The sequence below is a fragment of the Magnetospirillum sp. UT-4 genome, assembly GCF_902729435.1.
Taxonomy (GTDB): Bacteria; Pseudomonadota; Alphaproteobacteria; order Rhodospirillales; family Magnetospirillaceae; genus Magnetospirillum.
The window spans coordinates 22,497-44,560 of sequence record NZ_CACVCG010000057.1; the positions used below are offsets into that span (position 1 = coordinate 22,497).

The window sequence follows — 22,064 nt, forward strand, 5'->3', positions numbered from 1 at the left end:
ATTGCGCCGGCCGGCACCCTGTAATAGAGTGTGCCGATGGAAATGAGCCCATACATTGTGTACGTCGATGAATCCGGTGATCGCGGCTTGGGAAACATCAATCCGGCTGCGCCGGTGTTCCTTCTGTGCGCCGCCCTTTATGAGCGGGAAGGCTACCTGACCCGCGAAATGCCATCGCTTGGCAGGCTCAAGTTCGCATTCTGGAAGCACGACAACGTCATACTTCATTCCTACAGGATCCGGAGGAAGATCGGACCCTTTTCGGCGTTTTCCGATCCGGATGTGGCGCGATTGTTCGCCCAGGAGGTCGGCACGTTCTTTCGTCGATCCGAGTGCACACTGATTGCCGCCGCCATTCACAAGGAGCGCCTGCGCCAGGCCTATGCCCGCCCCGTCGATCCATACCTGCTGGCGGTGCAATTCATCGCCGAAAGGGTTTGGGGAGCGGTATACGACCGCGGCGGGCGCGATCGCGAGACCGTGTTCGTCTTTGAATCGCGGGGAAGGCGGGAAGACGACGACATCCGCAAATGGTTCACTGCCGTCTGCGGGGGAAACAACATGATGAAACGTCCGTTTCCCTTCTCCATCGAATTCGCACCGAAAGAAGCGAACCTCGCCGGGTTGCAGGTTGCCGATCTTGCCGCCTATCCCATCGCCAAATACGTGGAAACCGGCAATGGGGAACGGCTGGATTGGCTGGCGGTCTCGACCCGAATCCGGCGGGCGCCAACAGGCGAGTTGGACCGGTGGGGCCTGAAGATATTTCCGCAAAGCTGAAAGGCCATTCCCGAGGGAATGGCCTTTCCGCCGATCGAAGTACTCCGATCCACTTACAGGCGATGATGCCCGAAAGCTTCTCTCCCGTCAAGGACGGGAGGGAACAATTCCGGAATCAGCGGGTCGGCACCGGCTTCTCGCCGGAATAGTCGTAGAAGCCGCGGCCGGTCTTGCGTCCCAGCCAGCCGGCCTCGACGTACTTCACCAGCAGCGGGCAGGGGCGGTACTTGGAATCGGCCAGGCCTTCGTACAGCACCTGCATGATCGCCAGGCAGGTGTCGAGGCCGATGAAGTCGGCCAGCTCCAGCGGGCCCATGGGGTGGTTGGCGCCCAGCTTCAGGGCGGTGTCGATGGAATCCACCGAGCCGACGCCCTCGTACAGGGTGTAGACCGCCTCGTTGATCATCGGCAGCAGGATGCGGTTGACGATGAAGGCGGGGAAGTCCTCGGCCGAGACCGGGCGCTTGCCCATCTTCAGCACCATCTCGCGGACCTGGGCGAAGGTGTCCTCGGCGGTGGCGATGCCGCGGATCAGCTCGACCAGGCTCATCAGCGGCACCGGGTTCATGAAGTGCATGCCCATGAACCGGCCGGGGCGGTCGGTGGCGGCGCCCAGGCGGGTGATGGAGATGGACGAGGTGTTGGAAGCGATGAACGCCTCGGGCTTCAGCACCGGGCACAGCTGGTCGAAGATCTTGCGCTTGACCTGCTCGTTCTCGGTGGCGGCCTCGATCACCAGGTCGCAATCGCCGAAATCGGCATATTGGGTGGTCGGCTTCATCCGGGCCTCGGCGCCGGCCTTGTCGGCCTCGCTGATCTTGCCCTTCTGGACCTGGCGGGCCATGTTCTTCTCGATGGTCGCCAGAGCCTTCTTCAGCGCCTCCTCCGAGACGTCGAGAAGAACGACGTCGAAGCCGGACAGCGCGCTGACATGCGCGATGCCGTTGCCCATCTGGCCTGCGCCAATGACGCCGATTTTCTGGATGGTCATGTCATGCTCCCGTGTATGGGCGTTGGCTCGGACGTTCCGAGGTCACTTGTCGAGTTCGGCCGCAAGGTCCGGCAGGGCCTTGAACAGGTCCGCCACCAGGCCGTAATCGGCGACCTGGAAGATCGGCGCTTCCTCGTCCTTGTTGATGGCGACGATAACCTTCGAATCTTTCATACCCGCTAAGTGCTGGATGGCCCCCGAGATGCCCACCGCGATGTAGAGGTCGGGGGCGACGATCTTGCCGGTCTGGCCGACCTGGAAGTCGTTGGGGACGAAGCCGGCATCGACGGCGGCGCGGGAGGCGCCGACGGCGGCGCCCAGCTTGTCGGCGATGGCCTCCAGCAGGTGGAAGTTGTCGCCCGACTGCATGCCGCGGCCACCCGAGACGACGATCCGGGCACTGGTCAGCTCGGGCCGCTCGGACTTGGACAGGGCCTGGCTGACGAAGGCCGACAGGCCGGGATCGGCGGCGGCCGGCGCGGTCTCGATTACGGCAGAGCCACCGGACGCGGCGGCCGGCTCGAAGGCGGTGCCGCGCACGGTGATGACCTTGACCGCGTCCTTGCTCTGCACCGTGGCCAGGGCGTTGCCGGCATAGATGGGGCGGACGAAGGTGTCGGGCGAAACCACGGCGACGATGTCGGACAGCTGCGCCACGTCCAGCAAGGCGGCGACCCGCGGGGCGACGTTCTTGCCGGTGGTGGTGGCGGGGAACAGGATGTGGGAATAGCCCTTGGCCAGCGAGACCACCAGCGCGCCCAGCGGCTCGGCCAGGTGGTGTTCGTAGGCGGAATTCTCGGCGACGATGACCTTGGCGATGCCGGCGATGGCGGCGCCGGCCTGGGCCAACGCGGCCGAACCGGGGGCGGCGGCGACCAGCAGGTGGATGTCGCCGCCGATGCGGGCGGCGGCGGTGACGGTGTTGAGGGTGGCGGCTTTCAGCGTGCCGGCCTCATGCTCGGCGATGACGAGGACGGCCATCTCAGATCACCTTCGCTTCGTTCTTCAGCTTGTCCACCAGGGCGGCGACGTCGGGCACCTTGATGCCGGCCTGGCGCTTGGCCGGCTCCTCGACCTTCAGGGTGACCAGGCGCGGCGCGGTGTCCACCCCCAGATCGGCCGGGGCCAGGGTCTCGATGGGCTTCTTCTTCGCCTTCATGATGTTGGGCAGCGAGGCGTAGCGCGGCTCGTTGAGGCGCAGATCGGTGGTGATCACCGCCGGCAGCTTGAGCGACAGGGTTTCGAGACCGCCGTCCACCTCGCGGGTGACCACCGCCGCGTCGCCCAGTTCGACCTTCGAGGCGAAGGTGCCCTGGGACCAGCCCAGCAGCGCCGCCAGCATCTGGCCGGTCTGGTTGGAATCGTCGTCGATGGCCTGCTTGCCGAGGATGACCAGCGCCGGCTGCTCCTTGTCCGCCACCGCCTTCAGCAGCTTGGCCACCGCCAGCGGCTGCAGCTCATCGTCGCTTTGCACCAGGATGCCGCGGTCGGCGCCCATGGCCAGGGCGGTGCGGATGGTCTCCTGCGCCGCCGCCGGACCCATGGAAACCACCACGATCTCGGCGACCTTGCCGGCTTCCTTGAGGCGCACCGCCTCTTCCACCGCGATCTCGTCGAACGGGTTCATGGAGAACTTGACGTTCGCCGTCTCCACCCCCGAATTGTCCGACTTGACCCTGATCTTGACGTTGTAGTCGATGACGCGCTTGACGGCGACCAGTACCTTCATGGTCCTCGCGATCCCTCACTCGGCGCCCGGGGCAACGGCGATGCATCGCCCGGCGTAACTGGGTATTGCATTGCACAATAGGATGCCCCCGGGTCGATGTCAACGACACGCCCCGGCGGGGCTCACCCGCGGTTGGCGCCGGGAGTCCACAGCACGTCGGCGGCGCCGTTGCCGTTCATCCGCCGGGCCAGGACGAACAGGTGATCGGACAGCCGGTTGACGTAGGCGATGGCGGCGGGACCGACCGGCTCGGCTTCGGCCAGGGCGACCATCAGGCGCTCGGCCCGGCGCACCACGGTGCGCGCCAGATGCAGGCGGGCCGAGGCCGGCGATCCGCCCGGCAGGATGAACGAGGTGAGCGGCGCCAGGCTCTGGTTCATGGCGTCGATCTCGGCCTCGAGGCGGTCCACCTGGGGCTGGACCATGCGCAGCGCCTGGCCCGGCGCCTCGCCCTCGGCGGCCGGATTGCACAGATCGGCGCCCAGGTCGAACAGGTCGTTCTGGATGCGCGCCAGCATGGCGTCGGCCTGCGGTTCGGCCGCGGTATCCAGCCGGGCGAGGCCGATCACCGCATTGGCCTCGTCCACCGTGCCGTAGGCCTCGACCCGCAGCGCGTGCTTGCCGACCCGGGTGCCGTCGCCCAGCGAGGTCTGGCCCTTGTCGCCGCCCCTGGTGTAGATGCGCGTGAGTGTGACCATTCCGCCTCTCCTTGCCGTCGCCGTTTTGCCCATTGGGGCGCCCCGGCGCAAGATGCTTCCGCCGGACCCGCTTCCCATTATAATGCGGCCCATGCGCTATTCGCCCATCCTCAGCACCTATATCGGCCGCCAGTTCCTGGTGGCGTTCGGCACCGTTCTGGCGGCCATCATGGGCGTTGTGCTGCTGTTCGACATCATCGAACTGATCCGCCGCGCCGCCGGGCAGGCCCAGCTGGGCATCGTCACCCTGGTCGGCATGGCCATCCTGAAGCTGCCGCAGATGGTCCACACGGTGCTGCCCTTCGCGGTGATGATCGGCGCCATGCTGACCTTCTGGCGGCTGACCCGCACCCACGAGCTGGTGGTGGCGCGCTCGACCGGCGTCTCGGTGTGGCAGTTCCTGACCCCCGTGCTGGCGGTGGTGGCGGCGCTCGGGATCTTCGAGATGACCGCCTTCAACCCCATGGCGGCGGCCATGTACGGCCGGTTCGAACGGCTGCAGGACGAAGTGCTGCTGGGCCGCGGCAGCGCCCTCGACGTCTCCGAGATGGGGCTGTGGCTGCGCGAGGGCGACGAGCGCCAGCAGGCGGTGGTGCATGCCGACGAGGTGCGCCAGGTCGGGCTCGAGCTGGAACTCCGGCAGGTCCACATCTTCCTGTTCGAGGGCGGCGAGCGTTTCTCCCAGCGCATCGCGGCGACCACCGGGCGGCTGGTGCCGGGCGCCTTCGAGCTGGCCGACGTGTGGGTGATGGAGGGCGGCAAGCCCTCGCTCCACCACGAAACGCTGACCCTGCCGACCCAGCTCACCCTGGAGCGGGTGCACGACAATTTCGCCGCGCCCGAGACCATGAGCTTCTGGCAGCTGCCCGCCTTCATCGCCTTCTTCGAGAAGGCCGGCTTCGCCGCCACCAAGCACCGCATGTACTTCCAGTCGCTGCTGGCCTCGCCGCTGCTCTATTGCGCCATGGTGCTGATGGCCGCCATCTTCTCGCTCAGGCCCAACCTGCGCGCCGGCGGCCTGCTGGGCCGCATCGCCGGCGGCGTCGGCGCCGGCTTCGGCATCTACCTGTTCACCCGCGTGGTCTACGCCTTCGGCCTGTCCTCGACGCTGCCGCAAGCGCTGGCGGCCTGGAGCCCGGCCATGGTTGCCCTATTGGTCGGCCTGGCGGGCCTGTTCCACCTCGAAGATGGCTAGCTGTGGAGTCGCATGACGTTGTCACCGGTCATCCCGAGGCTGGCGTCGTAGGCGAGCGCCGCCTCCGGGAAGGCGACCGCGCTTTCCTTCTTCTCGTCGGCCATGATCTTGGTGAAGGCGATGCGGGAGGCGTCGTCAATGCAGACATGGACGAACTCCCAGCCCGCGCCACGGCTACGATCGTGGCCTGCATGCTGCCCGGTGATGCGGTGGCCGGTCTTGGCGAAACGCCCCAGCTTCTTGATGTCGATGTGGATCATTTCGCCGGGCGCGTCACGCTCATAGCGGCGCACCGGCTCGGCCGGTTCCAGCGACTTCAGGCGGTTCATGCCCAGGCGCGCCAGGGTGCGGAACACGGTCGCCCGCGACAGGCCCAGGGCGGTGGCGATCTCGCCGCCCGTCCGGCGCTGGCGGCGTAGCGTCGCAATCTGCTCGGCGATGTGGGCGGGCGTCTGCCTGGGTGTTCGATGTGGACGCGATGAGCGGTCCTGCAAGCCCGCGACGCCTTCGGCGGAGAAGCGCCGGACCCATTTGCGGACAGTCCTGACGCAGACCCCCATGGCGGTGGCCACCGCCATGGGGGTCTGCCCCTCGTCCAGGACCCGCCGTACCAGAACCTCTCGACCCGCCGGTGTCTGGCGGGCATTCTTGTGGATGCCCATTCGGTCCCCCTGGATAGAGCATTGACCGCTTTGACGGAATCGCGGGGGATTGCCAAAGGGGCTAAAATCTGATTCGGGATATGGGCCGGTGAGGGAGGCCAGCCCGCATGACCGCACCGCTTTCCAAAAAGCTGCGCCAGCGCCTGATTGCCGCCGTGGAGGATGGGCAATCCTGCCGCTCGGCAGCGAAGCGTTTCGGGGTGGCCGCCTCGACGGCGATCAAATGGGTGAGCCGCTGGCGCCGGGACGGACTTGCCGATCCCAAACCTCTCGGCGGCGATCGCCACTCGCACCGGATGGAGGCCCATGCTGCGAAAATCCTGGGCCTGATCGACAAGACGCCGGACATCACCTTGATGGAGATCGTGGACCATCTGGAGGCGACGCACAGGCTGCGGGTCGCCCACAGCACCGTATGGCGCCTGTTGGACCGCCACGGCATGGCCTTCAAAAAGAACAGCACACGCCGCCGAGCAGCAGCGGCCGGGCACCCCGTGGTGAGCGATGCCGGGCGCCGGTGCCACACGGACACGGGAAGACCACCACCTTCGTCGGTGCCCTCAGGCTGGGCGGCATGACGGCGCCCATGGTCCCGGTGATGTCGTGATCATGGACAATCTGCCCGCCCATAAGCTCGCCGCCGTGCGGACCGCCATCGAGGCGACGGGGGCGGAGTTGCATTTCCTGCCGCCCTACAGCCCCGACTTCAGATGGCCGTCTCGAAGCTCAAGAGCTTCCTCAAGAAGACCGCGGCCCGAACCAAGGATGACCTCTGGGCAGCCATCGGCCGGGGCATCGATACCTTCACCCAAGCCGAATGCCTGAACTACTTTGCCGCTGCCGGTTATGACCGCGACTGACGGGAAAATGCTTGTCTTATGAATTTCCGTGCCGACAGGCGAAAAAGGAACCGCTGGGAGAGCGCTGCAACCCCCTCGTCAGCGGCGAGGGACGGATCGAGAAAATGCGGGCCGTTTGACGGGCCGAGCGAACCGCGAGACCTGTCCAGGGTCCAGCCATCGGCCTCCAGGAGGCGGATCACATCGGCACTCTTCAAGGTGTGTAGGCTGCACAACGGGCCGCTTCGCATATATACCGTTCGCGACCGACCGGCGCATTAGCAACAGCGGCACGGTCAGACCACCCGGCGCCGGCGCAATTCCTCGACGATGCGTTCGGCCAGGACCTCCGGGCTCTCGGCGGCGGTATCGAGCACCAGCTCGGGGCTTTCCGGCACCTCGTAGGGGGAATCGAAGCCGGTGAAGTTCTTGATCTTGCCCTCGCGCGCCTTCTTGTAGAGGCCCTTGGGGTCGCGGCGCTCGCATTCCTCGATGGGGGCGTGGACGAAGATCTCGACGAACTCGCCGTCCTCGACCAGGTCGCGGGCCAGGCGCCGCTCGGCCCGGAACGGCGAGATGAAGGCGGTCAGCACGATCAGGCCGGCATCGACGAACAGCTTGGCCACCTCGGCGATGCGGCGGATGTTCTCGACCCGGGCCTCGTCGGTGAAGCCCAGATCCTTGTTGAGGCCGTGGCGGACGTTGTCGCCGTCCAGCAGATAGGTGTGGCGCCCCTCGGCCAGCAGGCGCCGCTCGACGTGGTTGGCCAGGGTCGACTTGCCCGAGCCGGACAGCCCGGTCAGCCAGACGACGCAGCCCCGTTGCCCCTTGAGGGCGGCGCGCGAGCGCTTGTCCACTGCCAAAGCCTGCCAGTGCACGTTGTCGGCGCGCCGGAGCGCGAAGTCGATGGCGCCCACCGCGATGTCCTTGCCGCCCTCCACCATCGTGAAGGCACCGCGTTCGGGATCGGCGGCGAAGGGGACGAAGGGCAGCGGGCGATCGAGCGCGATGTTCACCACCGCCGCCTCGCCGGCCGACAGGCGGGTGGCGGCCAGGTGCTCGCCGCCGCCGGGGCCGATGCGGTACTTGATGTGGGTGACCTGCACCCCGGTGGACAGGCCGCCCAGGCGGAAGACGTAGGGCCGGCCCGGCATCAGCGGGGCCGGGCCGCACCACACCAGATGCGCCGCGAATTGGTCGGAATCGGGCGGCGAGCCGGCGGCGGCGGCCGGATCGCGGGGGCTGACGATGCCGGCGGCGGCAAGGCGGGACAGGGTATCCATGCTCACCTCAACTCGCCCAGCATGGCGCGGTCGAACGCCTCCAGCCCGCGCCCGGACCTGACCCGGGAGACGAAATCGGGATTGGCGATCAGGGCGCGGCCCCAGGTCACCATGTCCACCAGACCGTCCCGCAGTTCGGCCTCGCCCTGCTCCGGCGTCAGCGAGGCGCCGCCGATCAGCAGGCCCTGCCATTTCGGCCGCACCATGCGGATCACCCGCCCCGAGGTCTTGTGGTAATCGGCGGCGGCGCAGGAGATGTCGAGCATCCGCAACCCCCTCGCGGCGAAGGCGGGCAGCAGGTGGTCCAGCATCGCCTCCATGTCGGGCCAGTCGTAGGGGCCGTTCATCTCGCGCGACGGGCTGATGCGCACCATCACCCGGCCGGCCGGCACCGCCGCCATCACCGCCTCCAGGCATTCCAGCACGAAGCGGCAGCGGTTCTCCACCGAGCCGCCATAGGAATCGGTGCGGTCGTTGACGCGGGCGTCGAGGAACTGGTCGGCCAGGTAGCCGTGGCCGAAATGCAGCTGCACCGCGTCGAAGCCCACCGCCAAGGCGCGCTTGGCCGCGTCCGTGTAATAACCGTAGACGGTCGCCATCTCGCCGGCCTCCAGCGCCCGCGGGGTGCCGAAGGGCTTGTCGTTCTGGCGGTTGATGCCTTCGGCGGCGCGGCTGGTGGAGCTGACCGGCGCGGCGCCGGTGTAGTCGGAGTGCGAGATGCGGCCGCAATGCCAGAGCTGGCAGGCGATGCGGGCGCCGGCCGCCTGCACCGCCGCGACCACCGGCCGCCAGCTTTCCGCCTGGGCGTCGGTTTCGATGTGGGGGGTGTTGTTGTAGCCGTCGCCGGAACGATGGATGATCACCCCCTCGGTGAGGATCAGCCCGACTCCGTCGGCGGCGCGGCGGCGGTAATAGTCCAGCATCGCCTGGGTGGCCAGGTGATCGGCGGCGAACGAGCGGGTCATGGCGGCCATGGCCACCCGGCTTTGAACGGGACCGAGGACGGGGACGTCGGCGGGGGTGACCAGCTTCATGGCGATTCCTTAGCGGTAGGGCGCGAACAGCGCCTGGAAATAGGGACGGGCCAGGTATTCGGCCAGGGCCTCGCGCCACGGGCGCATGCGGTCAAGGCCTTCGGCGCGCAGGCGGGCGTTGTCCATCACCGCGCGGGCGGGGCGCTTCGCCCTTTCGCCGCCGGCGACCTGGGACGCCGGCACCTTGTCGATGCGGATCCGGTGACCGACGCCCAGCTCCTCGACGCAGGCGGTCGCCAGCTCCCAGAACGACGCCTCGCCGTGGCAGGACATGGTGTAGACGCCCTGGCGGCCCTCGTCCAGCAGCAGGGCGCAGTTGCGGGCCAGGTCCACGGTCCAGGTCGGCTGCCACACCCGGTCGCCGACCCCATAGGACTCCGCGCCCTCGGCCAGCAGCTGGGCCAGCTTGCGGGTGAACAGGCCGACGAAGTTCTTGTCCGCCTCCTCGCCGCCGAAGAACCCGGCCATGCGCACCACCAGGGATTCCGGCGGCAGCAGCCGCTCGGCCTCGAGCTTGGCGCGGCCGTAGACCGACAGCGGGTTGGGCGGCGTCGCCTCGTCGATGGGCAGATGAGAGCCGTCGAAGATCAGGAAGGATTGCGGATAGAGCACCCGGGCGCCCAGGGCGGCGACGTTGCGCGTCCCCTCCACCTGGATGCGGCGGGTTTCCTCGGGTTGGGTCTCGCAGCGCTCGGCGTTCACGTCGGCGGCGCAGTGGACGGCGATGTCCGCCGTTTCCGCCAGCACCGCCGCGCGGTCGGTGACGTCCAGCGCGGCATGCGATCGGGCGATCACGGTGCAGGGATAGGCCGCGAGACTCTCGGCGAAGGCACGGCCCAGCATGCCGGCGGCGCCGGTGACGAGGACCCGTTTGCCGGCCAGCGCCCCCGCCATGTCAGAAATTGATCCGGCCGCGTTCGACCACCAAGGGGCCGCCGCGCACCTGGGCATGGATGGAGCCGATGTATTCCCCCAGCACGCCGATGAAGAACAGCTGGACGCCCGAGAAGAAGAACAGGGCGGTGATCAGCAGGCCGATGCCGGGAGCCTGGAACTCGCGGAAGAAGAGCAGGTTGATGAAGAGTTCCAGGATGGCGAAGGAAATCGCCAGCACCGAGATCACCAGGCCGGCGATCATCGAGACGCGCAAGGGCACGTTGGAGGTGGAAACCAGACCGTTCATGCCCTGGTCGATCAGGTTCCATACCCGGTTCTTCGACATCCCGCGGGCGCGGGCCTTGACCCGGTAGGGAATGCCGGTGGTCCTGAAGCCGCAGCGGGCGATCATGCCGCGCGGATAGGGATAGTGGTCGTCGAAGCTCCGCAACGCCTCGACCACCTTGCGGTCGATGAGCTGGAACTCGCCCACATTGGGCGGCACCTGCACCGACGAGAGCTGCGACACGGTGCGGTAATAGACCGCCTTCACCGCCGACAGCACCCGGCCCTCGTCACGCGCCTCGCGCACGCCGTGGACCACCTCGAAGCCCTCCTCCCACCTCTTCACGAACTCCACGATCAGCTCGGGCGGGTCCTGCAGGTCGGCGGCCAGCAGCGGCACGGCGGCATCGCCCGAGGTCGCCATCAGGGCATTGAACGACGAGCGCATGGGTCCGAAATTGCGGGCGTTGAGGATCACCTTGATGCGCGGCTCGGCCTCGGCCATGCGCCTGAGAATTTCGACGGTGCGGTCGGTGGAGCAATTGTCGGCGAAGATGTGCTCGAAGTCGTAATCCGCCAGCGGCCCGTCGAACAGGGCCCGGACCGCCTTGTGGCATTCCTCGACGTTGTCCTCTTCGTTGAAGACCGCCGTGACGATGCTGATGATCTTGCGCGTCATGACTGCTCCTTGCGAGCGCGGTGCCAGGCGACCGTCGCCGCCACGCCGTCCGTCCAGGGGATGGCCGGACTCCAGCCCGAGGCCCGCAGCCGCCCGATGTCGGCCTCCAGGTGGGTGGGGCCGTTGGGGGCCATGGCGACCTCGCCGAAGCCCAGCGGCAATGCCGGGTCCACGGCGTCGCGCACATCCTCGGCGATGGCGCGGATGGTGCGGGGATCGCCCGAACCCAGGTTGAACACGCCTTCGAGATCGGGGTGGGCGGCGATGTGGACGATGGCGGCGGCGGCGTCGTCCACATGCAGCAGATCCCAGATCTGGGTGCCGGCGGTCAGCGCCGGACGCTCGCCGGCCAGCAGCTTCTCGATCAGCGCCGGCACCATGAAGGTGGGGGAATCGCCGGGTCCATAGACGTGGAACACCCGGACCCAGGCGAAACGCATTCCCGCCTTGGCCGCCGCCAGCCCGGCGGTCTGGCCGGTGGCGAGCTTGACCGCGCCGTAGAGGGTGGTGGGCGCGCAGGGCTGGGCCTCGTCCAGGCGGCGGTCGGGCACGCCGTATTCGGCCTGCGAGCCCAGCCCGATCCACGACCCGGCCCCGGCCTGACGGCAGGCATCGAGAAAGGCCAGGGAATCGACGTAATTGGTGGCCTGGGCGATGGAATCGCGGGTGGCCCCCGAGATGCCGTCCCAGGCGCAGTGGATGGCCACCGCCGGGGCGAAGTCGGCCAGCGCCGCCCGGTAGGATTCGGGCTCGGCCAGCCGGCCGCGGATCACCGTCACCCGATCCACATCCCCGCCCAGCCGCGCCAGATGGGAGTCGGGCCGCGCCAGCGCCGCCACCGCCCAGCCTTGCGCCAGGAGGGCGCGCACCACCGCGGAACCGATGAAGCCGGAGGCCCCGGTCACCACCGCGCGCTGGGAAATGGAAGGACTGGAGGACATGGCGGAGCGGGCTCGAAGCTGGGCCGAATCATATTGCGCGGGGTGGGGGCGGGTGCCAAACTTCGCGCTCGCGGCATCCTGGCCGCCGCCCCGGCAAAAGTGAAGAGCAAATATCCCACGATGTCCGACGCCGAATCCCTGCGCCGCCAGATCCTCGACCTCGTCGGTGAATACTGGAGCGTGGTCCACGCCGACCGCTCCCGCTTCGACCCCGCCAAGCCATCCGTCCCGGTCTCGGGCCGCGTCTTCGGACCCGAGGAGATGCAGGCGCTGACCGAATCCGCGCTGGAGTTCTGGCTCACCACCGGGCGCTTCAACGAGTCCTTCGAGAAACGGCTGGCGGCCATCCTTGGCACCAAGCACGTGCTCACCGTCAATTCCGGCTCAAGCGCCAACCTGGTGGCGCTGGCGGCCCTGACCTCGCCCTTGTTCAAGGACAAGGCCCTGAAGCCCGGCGACGAGATCATCACCTGCGCCACCGGCTTTCCCACCACCCTGGCCCCGGCGCTGCAATACGGGCTGGTGCCGGTGTTCCTGGACGTCCACCTGCCCACCTTCAACATGGACATGAGCCGGCTGGAGGAGGCCGTCGGGCCGAGGACCCGCGCCATCATGCTGGCCCATACCCTGGGCAATCCGTTCGACCTCGACGCCGTCATGGCGGTGGCGAAGAAACACGACCTGTGGGTGATCGAGGATTGCTGCGATGCCCTGGGCGCCACCTGGAGGGGCAAGCCGGTGGGCGGCTTCGGCGACATCGGCACGCTGTCCTTCTATCCCGCCCACCACATCACCATGGGCGAGGGCGGCGCGGTGTTCACCGACCGGCCGCTGATCCGCCGCGCCATGGAGAGCATGCGCGACTGGGGCCGCGACTGCTATTGCCCGCCGGGCAGGGACAACACCTGCAAGCGCCGCTACGAGTGGCAGCTGGGCGAGCTGCCCGCCGGCTACGACCACAAATACGTCTATTCCCATGCCGGCTATAACCTCAAGATCACCGACATGCAGGCCGCCGTCGGCCTCGCCCAGCTCGACCGGCTGGAGGGCTTCATCGCGGCGCGGCGGGCCAATTTCGCGGCGCTGAGGGACGGGCTTTCGGATCTGCGGGACGTCTTCATCCTGCCCGAGGCGACGCCCGGGTCGGAGCCGTCGTGGTTCGGCTTCCCCCTGGCGCTGCAGGACGGCGTCAAGTTCAGCCGCGAGGACCTGCTGATCCACCTCAACGGCCACGGCATCGGCACCCGTCTGGTGTTCGCCGGCAATTTGATCCGCCAGCCCTTCATGCAGGGGCGCACCTGGCGCGGCGTGGGCGAGCTGTCCCGCTCCGACAAGGTGATGCGCGACGCCTTCTGGCTGGGGGTGTTCCCCGGCATCGGCGAGCCCGGCCTCGCCCATGTCATCGACACCATCAAGGCGTTCGTGCGGTGATCAGCAACAGCTTCGATCCGGCCCGTTCCGCCGAACGCTGCCGGCGCTACCGCCGCCGGGTGCTGGAGGTGTCGCAGCGGGTGCAGGCGCTGCACATCGCCACCGCGTTCTCCTGCACCGAGATCGTCGATGCCGTCTATAACGGCCTGAAAACGGACACCGACACCTTCCTGATGTCCAAGGGCCACGGCGCCATCATGCAATACGTGGTGCTGGAGGATCTGGGCGTGCTGCCGAAGCATGCGCTGGACAATTATTGCACCTCGGGCGGCATGCTGGGGGCCCATCCCGATTGCGGCAATCCCGGCATCGCCGCCTCGACCGGCTCGCTCGGGCACGGCCTCGCCATGGCCGTGGGCATGGCGCTGGCGGAATCGGTGAAGGGCGGCGGCGGGCTGGTCCACTGCCTGCTGGGCGACGGCGAGCTGCACGAGGGCTCGACCTGGGAGGCGGTGCTGCTGGCCGCCTCGCTGGGGGCGTCCAACCTGGTGGCCTATGTGGATGCCAACGGCTGGCAGAGCTGTTCCGACCGCACCCGCGACACCCATCCCGCCCTTTATCCGCTGGCGCCCAAATTCGCCGGCTTCGGCTGGCAGGTGGCGCAAGTGGACGGCCATGACGGCGCCGCCATGGTCCAGGCGGTGCGCGGCCGCGACGGCACCCGGCCGATGATGCTGGTGTGCGATACGGTCAAGGGCAAGGGGGTGAGCTTCATGGCCGATTCGGTGGCCTGGCACTACAAGCGCCCGAAGCCCGACGAATTCGCCGCCGCCATGGCGGAGCTGGCCTGATGCGCAACGCCTTCGCCGACACCCTGTACGAGATCGCCCTGGCCGATCCGCGCATCGTCTCCATCGGCGCCGACGTGCTGCCCGGCGGCAAGCTGCCGCAGCTGAAGCAGGTGGCGCCCGGCCGCTTCCTCAATGTCGGCATCGCCGAGCAGGCGATGATCGGCATCGCCGCCGGCATGGCGCTGAAGGGCTTGCGGCCCTTCGTCTACACCATGGCGACCTTCAGCCTGTACCGGCCGTTCGAGTTCGTGCGCGACGATCTGTGCTACCAGAACCTGCCGGTGACGGTGGTCGGCATGGGGGCGGGTCTGGCCTATTCCACCCTGGGCACCACCCATCAGGCGCAGGAGGATCTGGCCCTGGCCTGCTCGCTGGCCAACATGCGGGTGCTGAGCCCCTGCGACCCGGCCGAGACCGCCCAGGCCACCCGCTTCTGTGCCGCCAACGACGGCGGGCCGATCTATCTCCGCCTCGGCAAGGCCGGCGAGCCCGACCTCACCAGGGGGGCCGAGCCGTTCGTGTTCGGCCGGCTGCGCTGGCTGGTCCGCGACGGGACCGATCTGTGCCTGCTGGCCCATGGGCCGATCATGGCGATGGCGTTCCAGGTGGCGGAGCGGATGCGCGCCCTGGGGCGCAAGGTGTCGGTGGCCTCGGTCCACACCCTGAAGCCGCTGGATCGGGCCGGCATCGCCGACGTCCTGGGCGCCTTCGCAAGCGTGGCGGTGATCGAGGAGCACGTGGCCCATGGCGGCCTGGCCGCCCAGGTCAAGGAGATCGCCTGGGACAGCCAGGCGCGCTGCCGCCTCCAGGCCTTCTGCCTGAAGGACCAATTCATCCACGATTACGGCTCACCCGACCAGCTGCTGGCCGCCCACGGCCTGTCGCCCGATTCCATCTGCGCCGCCCTGGGCTGAGTCGTAGGCGGCGATCTGGGTTTCGGTCAGCGCCCGCGCATCGGCGCCGCCGGCCTGCGACCCGTACCACGCCACGATCCGCTCCAGCGCCGCTCCCAAATCCCAGCGCGGCCGCCAGCCCAGGCGCGCCCGGGCCTTCGAGCAGTCCAGCCTGAGGTGATGGGCCTCGTGGGGCTGCCGGGTGGGCTGGGTGTCCCAGCCGGCGCCCTCGCCCCACAGGGCGCACAGGCGGTCGGCGATCCAGCGGACCGGGCGGGCATCCTCGTCGGCGGGGCCGAAATTCCAACCCTCGGCCAGGGACGGGTCGCGCCACAATTTCTGGCACAGCACCAGATAGCCCGACAGCGGCTCCAGCACGTGCTGCCATGGGCGCACCGCCTCGGGATTGCGGATGAACGGGCGCCGCCCCTCGGCCAGCGCCACCATGATGTCGGGCACCAGGCGGTCGCGGGCCCAGTCGCCGCCACCGATCACGTTTCCCGCCCGTGCCGAGGCGATGCGCGCCCCGCCGGCGGCGAAGAACGAGCGGCGATAGGCGGAGATGGCCAGCTCGGCGCAGCCCTTCGAGGCGGAGTAGGGGTCGAAGCCGCCCATGGGCTCGTCCTCGCGGTAGGCCCACACCCACTCGCGGTTCTCGTAGCACTTGTCGGTGGTGATCATCAGGGCGACGCCCAGGTTCGGCTGCCGCCGCGCCGCCTCCAGCACATGCACGGTGCCCATCAGGTTGGTGGCGAAGGTGCCGGCGGGGTCCTCGTAGCCGGGTCGCACCAGCGATTGCGCCGCCATGTGGATGACCACGTCGGGGCGGGCGTCGTCCATGGCCCGCAGCAGCGCGTCGAGGTCGCGCAGATCGGCGCGGGTGTCGGTGACCGCCTGGCCGATTCGGGCGAGGTCGAACAGGTTGGGCGTGCTGGGCGGCTCCAGGGCGTAACCATGCACGGAAGCGCCCAGGCGGGCCAGCCACAGCGACAGCCACGCCCCCTTGAAGCCGGTATGGCCGGTCAGGAAGACCGACTTGCCGCGCCAGAAGCCGGGATCGACCGCGCTCATCACGTCCGCCCCTACCATGTCCGCCAGGGGGCCTTGCCCGCCGCCCACAGGGATTCCAGGTGCTGCTTGTCGCGCACCGTGTCCATGGCGTACCAGAAGCCGCGGTGACGGTAGGCCCGAAGCTCGCCGGCGGCGGCCAGGGTTTCCAGCGGCTTCTTCTCCCACACCGTGGAATCGTTCTCCAGCAGGTCGAAGACGTCGGGCTTCAGCACGAAGAAGCCGCCGTTGATCCAGTTGCCGTCGCCGTGGGGCTTCTCGTCGAAGGCGCGCACCACGTCGTCCTCCATCTCGAGCACCCCGAAGCGGCCGGCCGGCTGCACCGCCGTCACCGTCGCCTTAGCCCCGTGGGCGCGGTGAAAGGCGAGCAGCTCGGTGATGTTCACGTCCGCCACGCCGTCACCGTAGGTGAAGCAGAAATCCTCGCCGTTGAGATAGTCCCGCACGCGGCGCAGGCGACCGCCGGTCATGGTGGATTCGCCGGTCTCGACCAGGGTCACCTTCCACGGCTCGGCGGCGGTCTGGTGGACCTCCAGGCTGTTGCCGGCCAGGTCGATGGTGACGTCGGCCATGTGCAGGAAGTAGTTGGCGAAATACTCCTTGATCATGTAGCCCTTGTAGCCCAGGCAGACGACGAATTCGTTGATGCCGTGGGCGGAATAGCCCTTCATGATGTGCCAGAGGATCGGCTTGCCGCCGATCTCCACCATGGGCTTGGGCCGCACCACGGTTTCCTCGCTGATGCGCGTGCCCAGGCCGCCGGCAAGAATGACCAGTTTCATGCTTGTCCCGCCGCGGATGTTCACCGGCCCCTGATGTATCACAATTGCGCCGGCCCGCCGAATGTTCTAGGAACCGGGCATGAGCATTTCGACGGATGGCATCGGACGCGGCGCGGCCCTGCCGCGCTGGCTGGTCTGGGCGGCGGCGGTGATCGCCTTGTGGGGCGTCGGCAACCTGCTGGCGGTGGTGATCACCTACCAGCTCTATCCCGGCTACGTCGAACTCAACGAATCCAGCCTGACAATCATGGCCCGGTTCCTGATCGAGGGCCTGCCGGTCTATCGCGGCCTCGATTCGCCCGACCGCGTCACCCATGTCCACGGGCCGCTGATCTTCTTCCTCACCGCCCTGCCGCAATGGCTGTTCGGCGATTCGGTGGCGAGCGGGCGGATGGCGGCGTCGCTGGCGGCGGTGCTGCTGCCCGTCGTCGTGGCGCTGCGCCACCGCCGCCAGGGCGTCGTGGCCATGGCCCTCGCCGCCGCCTTCGCCGCCTGGGCCTTCCTCACCCACCTCAACATGACGGTGGTGCCCCGCCCCGACATGCCGGTGGCGGTGCTGACCGCGCTGGCGGTGGCCGCCGTGGCCTGGGGCGAGCGCGGCGGCGGCTGGAAGGCCAGCGCGCTGCTGGGCCTGTGCGCCGGCGCCGCCATCGGCTTCAAGGTGACCGCGCCGGTCTTCATCCTGCCGGTCGCCCTGTTCCACCTGGCCGGCGACCCGGTGCGGCGCATTCTGGTCTCGGGCGCGGCGGCGCTGCTGGTGGCGGCGCTGCCCTTCGCCCATCCCTCGGTGCCGTTCCAGGAGTACCTGGCGATGATGGCGCCCATGGCGGGCAAGGAGAACACCTGGTTCGCCTTCTCCAAGCTGGCCCTGAAGTTCGGCTTCTACCTCGCCATTCCGCTGGCCGCCTGGCTGCTGGCCGGGCGCCAGGCGTGGCGCACCGCCGGCTGGCGGCTGTGGCTGTATCTCGGCACCTATTCGGCCATGGTGGTGCTGATGCTGGCACCGGCCACCAAGCCCGGCGCCGGGCATTACTATTACCTGCCCTTCGTGGCGCCGATGGTGGATCTGAGCTTGCGCGCCCTGGCGGCGGCCGGGGCGGCACGGCGGCGCACCGCCGCCGCCCTGGCCGCCGCCGCCGCCCTGTGCCTGGGCCTGGCCTGGCAGCAGGAGCGCCGCTTCTTCAAGGCGCTGGACTGGGACGAGGCGCGGGCCGCCACCGCCGACATCCGCCAGATCATGGCCGACTTCCCGGGCAAGCGCATCCAGATGGGCCTGGGCGGGGTCACCGTCGGCGATCCGCTGAACGTGCGCCTGTATGCCTACCGCTCGCTGCTGGCGGCGGCGGGGCATCCCTACACGCTGGACCTCAACACGGTGATGGAACTGGGCTGGCTGCGCATCCCCATGCCCGAGGAGACCTACCGCCGGCTGGAGACCTGCCATACCGACCTGTGGCTGCTGCCCCACGGCGAGCCGCCCTTCACCCTCAACGGCTATTACTACGAGCCGGCCTTCAACAAGCGCTTCCAAACCACCTTCCGCGCCCACCACGACCGGGTCGCCGAATACAGGATCTTCGACGTGTGGGCATGCCACACCGACGCTAGATCCCCTGCCCCCGCGCCCAGGCCTCGAGGACCAGCAACGCCCACACCTTGAGGGAATGGTCGCGCCGGCCGCCGGCGTGCTCGGCCAGCAGCGCCGCCACCGGCGCCGATTCCAGCCCCAGCGCCGCCATGCGGGCCGGGGTCAGGCGCTCGGCCACCAGCGGCTTCAGCTCGTTTTTCAGCCACAGGCCCATGGGCGGATTGAAGCCCAGCTTGGGCCGATCGACGATCTCGGGCGGCAGCAACCGGCGCGCCACCGCCTTCAGGATGGTCTTCTTGCCGGCGGCGAAGCGGGTGGCGGCGGAGATGCGCCCCACCGCCTCGACCAGCCGGTGGTCGAGGAAGGGCAGCCGCAATTCCAGCGCCACCGCCATGCTCATGGCATCGCCATAGGCCAGCAGATTGCCGGGCAGGAACGACACCAAATCGGTCTGCTGCATGGCATCCAGCGGCGTGGCGCCGGGCGCGGTGCGGTACAGCTCGGCGACGGGTCGGCCGGGCAAAGCGCCGCCCAGCAAAGCGCGACGCTCGGCCGGATCGAAATATTCCACCCACGCGGCATAGGCCTGGTCGGCGGGCAGCCCGCCGGCCGCCAGGAATTCGCGGGCACGGCGCCAGGCGTGGCGCCCCGAGCTGCTTTCCGGAATCAACCCGGCCGCCGCCGCTGCCAGACCGCGCAACGGTCCGGGCACCACGGCGCGGTAGCGGGCGGCGAGCAGGCCGCCCTGGTGGCGGGGATAGCCGGCGAACACCTCGTCGCCGCCATCGCCCACCAGCGCCACCTTGAGGTGCTCGCGGGCCTTCTTCGACAGATCGTGGATCAGCAGCGCGGTGGGATTGCCGAACGGCTCGCCGAACAGCCGCACCATGTGGTCGAGGAACCCCGCCACCTCCGGCCGCGCCGGCAGCTCGGCATGGCGCGAGCCGATGTGGTCGGCCACCGCGCGGGCCGCCTCGCGCTCGTCATAGGCCTTCTCGGCGAAGGTCATGGTGAAGGTGCGCGGCGGCGGCGCCCCGGCCTCCCGCGCCGCCTTGGCCATCAGGGCGGCGATGACCGAGGAATCGATGCCGCCCGACAGGAAGCAGCCGACCTCGACATCGGCGACCAGGCGCAGCCGCACCGCCGAATCCAGCAGCGGCAGCACCTCCTCGGCGGCCTCGTCGATGCTGATGGTGCGCTCGCCGGTATAGGCCGGCGCCCACCAGCGCCCGGTCTCCACCGCGCCGTCGCGCCATGTCAGCCAGGACCCGGGCGGCAGCTTGGAAATGCCGGCATGGATGGTGCGCGGGGCGGGCACGTAGAGGCAGGCGAGATACCCCGACAGCGCCTCGCGATCCAGGGACAGGTCCAGCCCGGGATGGGCGCGCAGCGCCTCGATCTCCGAGGCGAAGGCGATGCCGCCGCCGGGCAGCAATCCGTAAACCAGCGGCTTGACCCCCAGGCGGTCGCGCACCAGCAGCAGCTCGCGCTTTTCCGCGTCCCACAGGGCAAGCGCGAACATGCCGATCAGCCGGTCCAGCGCCGCCAGCCCCTCGCGCATCAGCAGGCGCAGCAGCACCTCGGTATCGCTGGTCGAGGCGAAGGATTCGCCCTTGGCTTCAAGCTCCGCCTTCAGCTCACGGTAATTGTAGATCTCGCCGTTGAAGGCGATGGCCCAGCGCCCGCAGGGGGAGCGCATGGGCTGGGCGCCGCCGGGCGAGAGGTCGATGATGGCGAGGCGGGCGTGCCCCAGCGCCACCCCCTCGCCGGTCCAGACATCGCTGGCATCGGGGCCGCGATGGGCCAGCCGCGCCACCATGGCCGCCACGATCGCCGCATCCGCCCGGGTGCTGCCGGCGATGCCGCACATGGGATCAGTCGAACAGGTTGTAGCGGACGATGCAGTAGAGGGCGCGCACGCCGTCGCGCCAGCCGATCTTCTTGCCTTCCTCGTAGGTGCGGCCGGAATAGGAGATGCCGACCTCGTAGATGCGCGGCCTGGGCTTCAGGCGGGCGATCTTGGCGGTGATCTCGGGCTCGAAGCCGAAGCGGTTCTCGACGATGGCGATGCCCTGGATGATCTCGCGCCGGAACACCTTGTAGCAGGTTTCCATGTCGGTGAGGTTGAGATCGGTGAACATGTTGGACGCCAACGTCAGAACCCTGTTGCCGATGGAGTGCCAGAAATACAGCACGCGGGTCTCATCGCCGCCCTTGAAGCGCGAGCCGAACACCACGTCGGCGCGGCCGTCCAGCAAGGGCTTCAGCAATTTCGGGTAATCCGACGGGCTGTATTCCAGGTCGGCGTCCTGGACCACCACGATGTCGCCGGTGGCCTTCTCGAACCCGGTCCTGAGCGCCGCGCCCTTGCCCTGGTTGACCCCGTGGTAATGGCAGGAGATCCCGGGGTGTTCCGCCGCCAGGGTCTTCATCACCTCCACCGACCTGTCGCGCGAACCGTCATCGACGATGACGATCTCGATCCCCAGACCCATCCGATCGGCGGCCAGCACCCGATCGACGATGGAGGCCAACGTGCGTTCCTCGTTATAGCAGGGGATGACGACGGAGAGGGTCTTGAAGTCCATGGGGCGTTCCTGATGTTCCTAGCCGAGCACAGCCTGGCAGCGTTCCAGGACTTGGATAACACGTATGCCCAGAGCGAGCGAAGACAGATCGGCCGAATGCCCCGAGACGGCAGCGCCGAATTCGCTCAATACCACATCCAAGGGCCGGTCGGCCTCCACCGGTTCCTCGTCGCCGTCACGGGTCAGGCGTACCGGACCCACGTCATCGTACACCACGGTGCCGCCGGCGCATTCCACCTCGAACAGGCGGGTCTTGTCCATCAACGTCCCCACCGTGATATCGGCGCTCGTCGGCCCGAACCCCAGGCAGAGCCGCACCGTCTCGCCGGTATCGCCGTTGCCAAGTGAACGCCGCTCGACCACCCGCGCCTCCATCCGGTCGGGCATGGTACCCAGAAGGTCCAGGCACATGGCGACGTCGTGTGCGCCCCAATCCCACAAGACCGAGGTGTCGCGCCGATAAGGGCCATGGCTTCCGGCGCAGCCACGAATGGCACGGACCGGCCCCAGGTCGGCGACGATCCGCTTCAGGCGACGAAACGCCGGTGAAAACAGATGGATATGATCGACCCACACCGTCACCCGCCGTTGGGCGGCGAGGGCGGCCAGTCCCGCGGCCTCGGCTGCGTCGTAGGCCAGCGGCTTTTCCACCAGGACCGGCAGCCCCGCCAAGACCGCCATGCGGGCGATGGCGACGTGGGAATCGGGCGGGGTGGCGACGATCACGCCGTCGAGCCCGCCCGACTTGATCATGTCGCTGGCATCGGGGTGCAGCCGAGTGTCAGGATTCAGCAAGGTCACGGTAGCGGGATTGGAACTGGCCACCGCCGCCAGCGTCAGGCCGGGCAAGCCGGACAGGGCGCGGATGTAGATGCGCCCCCACCGGCCGGCGCCCACCAGACCCAGGCGCACCTTGCCGCCGGACTCCACG

20 protein-coding genes and 2 pseudogenes are annotated in these 22,064 nt (G+C 68.6%); 7 read left to right on the forward strand and 15 right to left on the reverse strand.

Going from position 1 to position 22,064, the window contains the following annotated elements; all coding sequences use genetic code 11:
* The first annotated feature begins 36 nt into the window (after window positions 1-36).
* Complete coding sequence (locus tag MTBUT4_RS09200; protein WP_173979389.1) at window positions 37-780, forward strand: DUF3800 domain-containing protein; 744 nt, start codon at window positions 37-39, stop codon at window positions 778-780.
* Between the two features lie 115 nt (window positions 781-895).
* Here MTBUT4_RS09200 and MTBUT4_RS09205 read toward each other — a convergent pair whose 3' ends face one another.
* The 4 genes from MTBUT4_RS09205 to MTBUT4_RS09220 form a co-directional block, all read right to left on the reverse strand.
* Complete coding sequence (locus MTBUT4_RS09205) at window positions 896-1,771, reverse strand: 3-hydroxybutyryl-CoA dehydrogenase (protein ID WP_173979390.1); 876 nt, start codon at window positions 1,769-1,771, stop codon at window positions 896-898.
* Between the two features lie 42 nt (window positions 1,772-1,813).
* A complete protein-coding gene (locus MTBUT4_RS09210) occupies window positions 1,814-2,752 on the reverse strand; it encodes an electron transfer flavoprotein subunit alpha/FixB family protein (protein ID WP_173979391.1) in 939 nt (312 codons plus the stop codon).
* Window position 2,753: 1 nt separating this feature from the next.
* On the reverse strand, window positions 2,754-3,500 hold the full coding sequence (locus MTBUT4_RS09215; protein WP_173979392.1) for an electron transfer flavoprotein subunit beta/FixA family protein: 747 nt from the start codon (window positions 3,498-3,500) through the stop codon (window positions 2,754-2,756).
* A 122-nt stretch (window positions 3,501-3,622) separates the two neighbouring features.
* Entirely contained in the window at window positions 3,623-4,198 is a 576-nt protein-coding gene (locus tag MTBUT4_RS09220) for a cob(I)yrinic acid a,c-diamide adenosyltransferase (protein WP_173979393.1), read from the reverse strand.
* A 91-nt stretch (window positions 4,199-4,289) separates the two neighbouring features.
* On the opposite strand from MTBUT4_RS09220, the gene lptG reads away from it, so the two are divergent.
* Window positions 4,290-5,393, forward strand: coding sequence for an LPS export ABC transporter permease LptG (lptG, locus tag MTBUT4_RS09225; RefSeq protein ID WP_173979394.1), 1,104 nt, complete (start codon window positions 4,290-4,292; stop codon window positions 5,391-5,393).
* 11 nt (window positions 5,394-5,404) lie between these two features.
* On the opposite strand, the pseudogene MTBUT4_RS09230 reads toward lptG, so the two are convergent.
* Window positions 5,405-6,055: pseudogene (locus tag MTBUT4_RS09230) on the reverse strand (leucine zipper domain-containing protein); the annotation flags it as partial.
* 107 nt (window positions 6,056-6,162) lie between these two features.
* Here MTBUT4_RS09230 and MTBUT4_RS09235 point away from each other — a divergent pair.
* Window positions 6,163-6,915 (forward strand): annotated as a pseudogene (locus MTBUT4_RS09235) (transposase).
* A 275-nt stretch (window positions 6,916-7,190) separates the two neighbouring features.
* Here the strand turns inward: MTBUT4_RS09235 and cysC are convergent.
* The 5 genes from cysC to MTBUT4_RS09260 are packed head-to-tail and all read right to left on the reverse strand — an operon-like array spanning window position 7,191 to window position 11,992.
* Window positions 7,191-8,177 (reverse strand): adenylyl-sulfate kinase, encoded by a 987-nt coding sequence (gene cysC / locus MTBUT4_RS09240; RefSeq protein WP_173979396.1) that lies wholly within the window; start codon window positions 8,175-8,177, stop codon window positions 7,191-7,193.
* Window positions 8,178-8,179: 2 nt separating this feature from the next.
* Window positions 8,180-9,211: an alkene reductase gene (locus MTBUT4_RS09245; protein WP_173979397.1), complete on the reverse strand. Its 1,032-nt coding sequence runs from the start codon at window positions 9,209-9,211 to the stop codon at window positions 8,180-8,182.
* Window positions 9,212-9,220: 9 nt separating this feature from the next.
* Window positions 9,221-10,105 (reverse strand): NAD(P)-dependent oxidoreductase, encoded by an 885-nt coding sequence (locus MTBUT4_RS09250; protein WP_173979398.1) that lies wholly within the window; start codon window positions 10,103-10,105, stop codon window positions 9,221-9,223.
* Between the two features lies 1 nt (window position 10,106).
* A complete protein-coding gene (locus MTBUT4_RS09255) occupies window positions 10,107-11,051 on the reverse strand; it encodes a glycosyltransferase family 2 protein (RefSeq protein WP_173979399.1) in 945 nt (314 codons plus the stop codon).
* Window positions 11,048-11,992 (reverse strand): NAD(P)-dependent oxidoreductase, encoded by a 945-nt coding sequence (locus MTBUT4_RS09260; protein WP_173979400.1) that lies wholly within the window; start codon window positions 11,990-11,992, stop codon window positions 11,048-11,050. Before MTBUT4_RS09260 ends, MTBUT4_RS09255 begins: the two co-directional genes overlap by 4 nt.
* Before the next feature lie 120 nt (window positions 11,993-12,112).
* Between MTBUT4_RS09260 and rfbH the strand changes: the two genes are divergently transcribed.
* Genes rfbH through MTBUT4_RS09275 form a run of 3 tightly spaced genes read left to right on the forward strand, consistent with a single transcriptional unit; the run spans window position 12,113 to window position 15,128 of the window.
* Window positions 12,113-13,423, forward strand: a complete 1,311-nt coding sequence (gene rfbH / locus MTBUT4_RS09265) for a lipopolysaccharide biosynthesis protein RfbH (protein WP_173979401.1) — start codon at window positions 12,113-12,115, stop codon at window positions 13,421-13,423.
* Window positions 13,420-14,214 carry a thiamine pyrophosphate-dependent enzyme gene (locus MTBUT4_RS09270; RefSeq protein ID WP_173979402.1) on the forward strand — a complete coding sequence of 265 codons (795 nt, stop codon included), beginning with the start codon at window positions 13,420-13,422 and terminating at the stop codon, window positions 14,212-14,214. The genes rfbH and MTBUT4_RS09270 overlap by 4 nt, the downstream gene beginning before the upstream one ends.
* Window positions 14,214-15,128 (forward strand): transketolase family protein, encoded by a 915-nt coding sequence (locus MTBUT4_RS09275; protein ID WP_173979403.1) that lies wholly within the window; start codon window positions 14,214-14,216, stop codon window positions 15,126-15,128. The genes MTBUT4_RS09270 and MTBUT4_RS09275 overlap by 1 nt, the downstream gene beginning before the upstream one ends.
* Here MTBUT4_RS09275 and rfbG read toward each other — a convergent pair.
* Both rfbG and rfbF read right to left on the reverse strand, forming a co-directional pair.
* Window positions 15,063-16,178, reverse strand: a complete 1,116-nt coding sequence (gene rfbG, locus MTBUT4_RS09280) for a CDP-glucose 4,6-dehydratase (protein WP_217424143.1) — start codon at window positions 16,176-16,178, stop codon at window positions 15,063-15,065. The two genes, MTBUT4_RS09275 and rfbG, sit on opposite strands and share 66 nt — an antisense overlap.
* Before the next feature lie 11 nt (window positions 16,179-16,189).
* A complete protein-coding gene (gene rfbF / locus MTBUT4_RS09285; protein WP_173979405.1) occupies window positions 16,190-16,957 on the reverse strand; it encodes a glucose-1-phosphate cytidylyltransferase in 768 nt (255 codons plus the stop codon).
* A 79-nt stretch (window positions 16,958-17,036) separates the two neighbouring features.
* Between rfbF and MTBUT4_RS09290 the strand changes: the two genes are divergently transcribed.
* Window positions 17,037-18,617 (forward strand): glycosyltransferase family 39 protein, encoded by a 1,581-nt coding sequence (locus MTBUT4_RS09290; protein ID WP_173979406.1) that lies wholly within the window; start codon window positions 17,037-17,039, stop codon window positions 18,615-18,617.
* Here the strand turns inward: MTBUT4_RS09290 and asnB are convergent.
* Genes asnB through MTBUT4_RS09305 form a run of 3 tightly spaced genes read right to left on the reverse strand, consistent with a single transcriptional unit; the run spans window position 18,562 to window position 22,063 of the window.
* The gene (asnB, locus tag MTBUT4_RS09295; RefSeq protein ID WP_173979407.1) at window positions 18,562-20,415 is read right to left on the reverse strand and encodes an asparagine synthase (glutamine-hydrolyzing); all 1,854 of its coding nucleotides are present in this window, start codon (window positions 20,413-20,415) and stop codon (window positions 18,562-18,564) included. The two genes, MTBUT4_RS09290 and asnB, sit on opposite strands and share 56 nt — an antisense overlap.
* 4 nt (window positions 20,416-20,419) lie before the next feature.
* Window positions 20,420-21,133 carry a glycosyltransferase family 2 protein gene (locus MTBUT4_RS09300; RefSeq protein WP_173979408.1) on the reverse strand — a complete coding sequence of 238 codons (714 nt, stop codon included), beginning with the start codon at window positions 21,131-21,133 and terminating at the stop codon, window positions 20,420-20,422.
* An 18-nt stretch (window positions 21,134-21,151) separates the two neighbouring features.
* Window positions 21,152-22,063, reverse strand: coding sequence for a Gfo/Idh/MocA family protein (locus MTBUT4_RS09305; protein ID WP_173979409.1), 912 nt, complete (start codon window positions 22,061-22,063; stop codon window positions 21,152-21,154).
* Window position 22,064 lies beyond the last annotated feature (1 nt).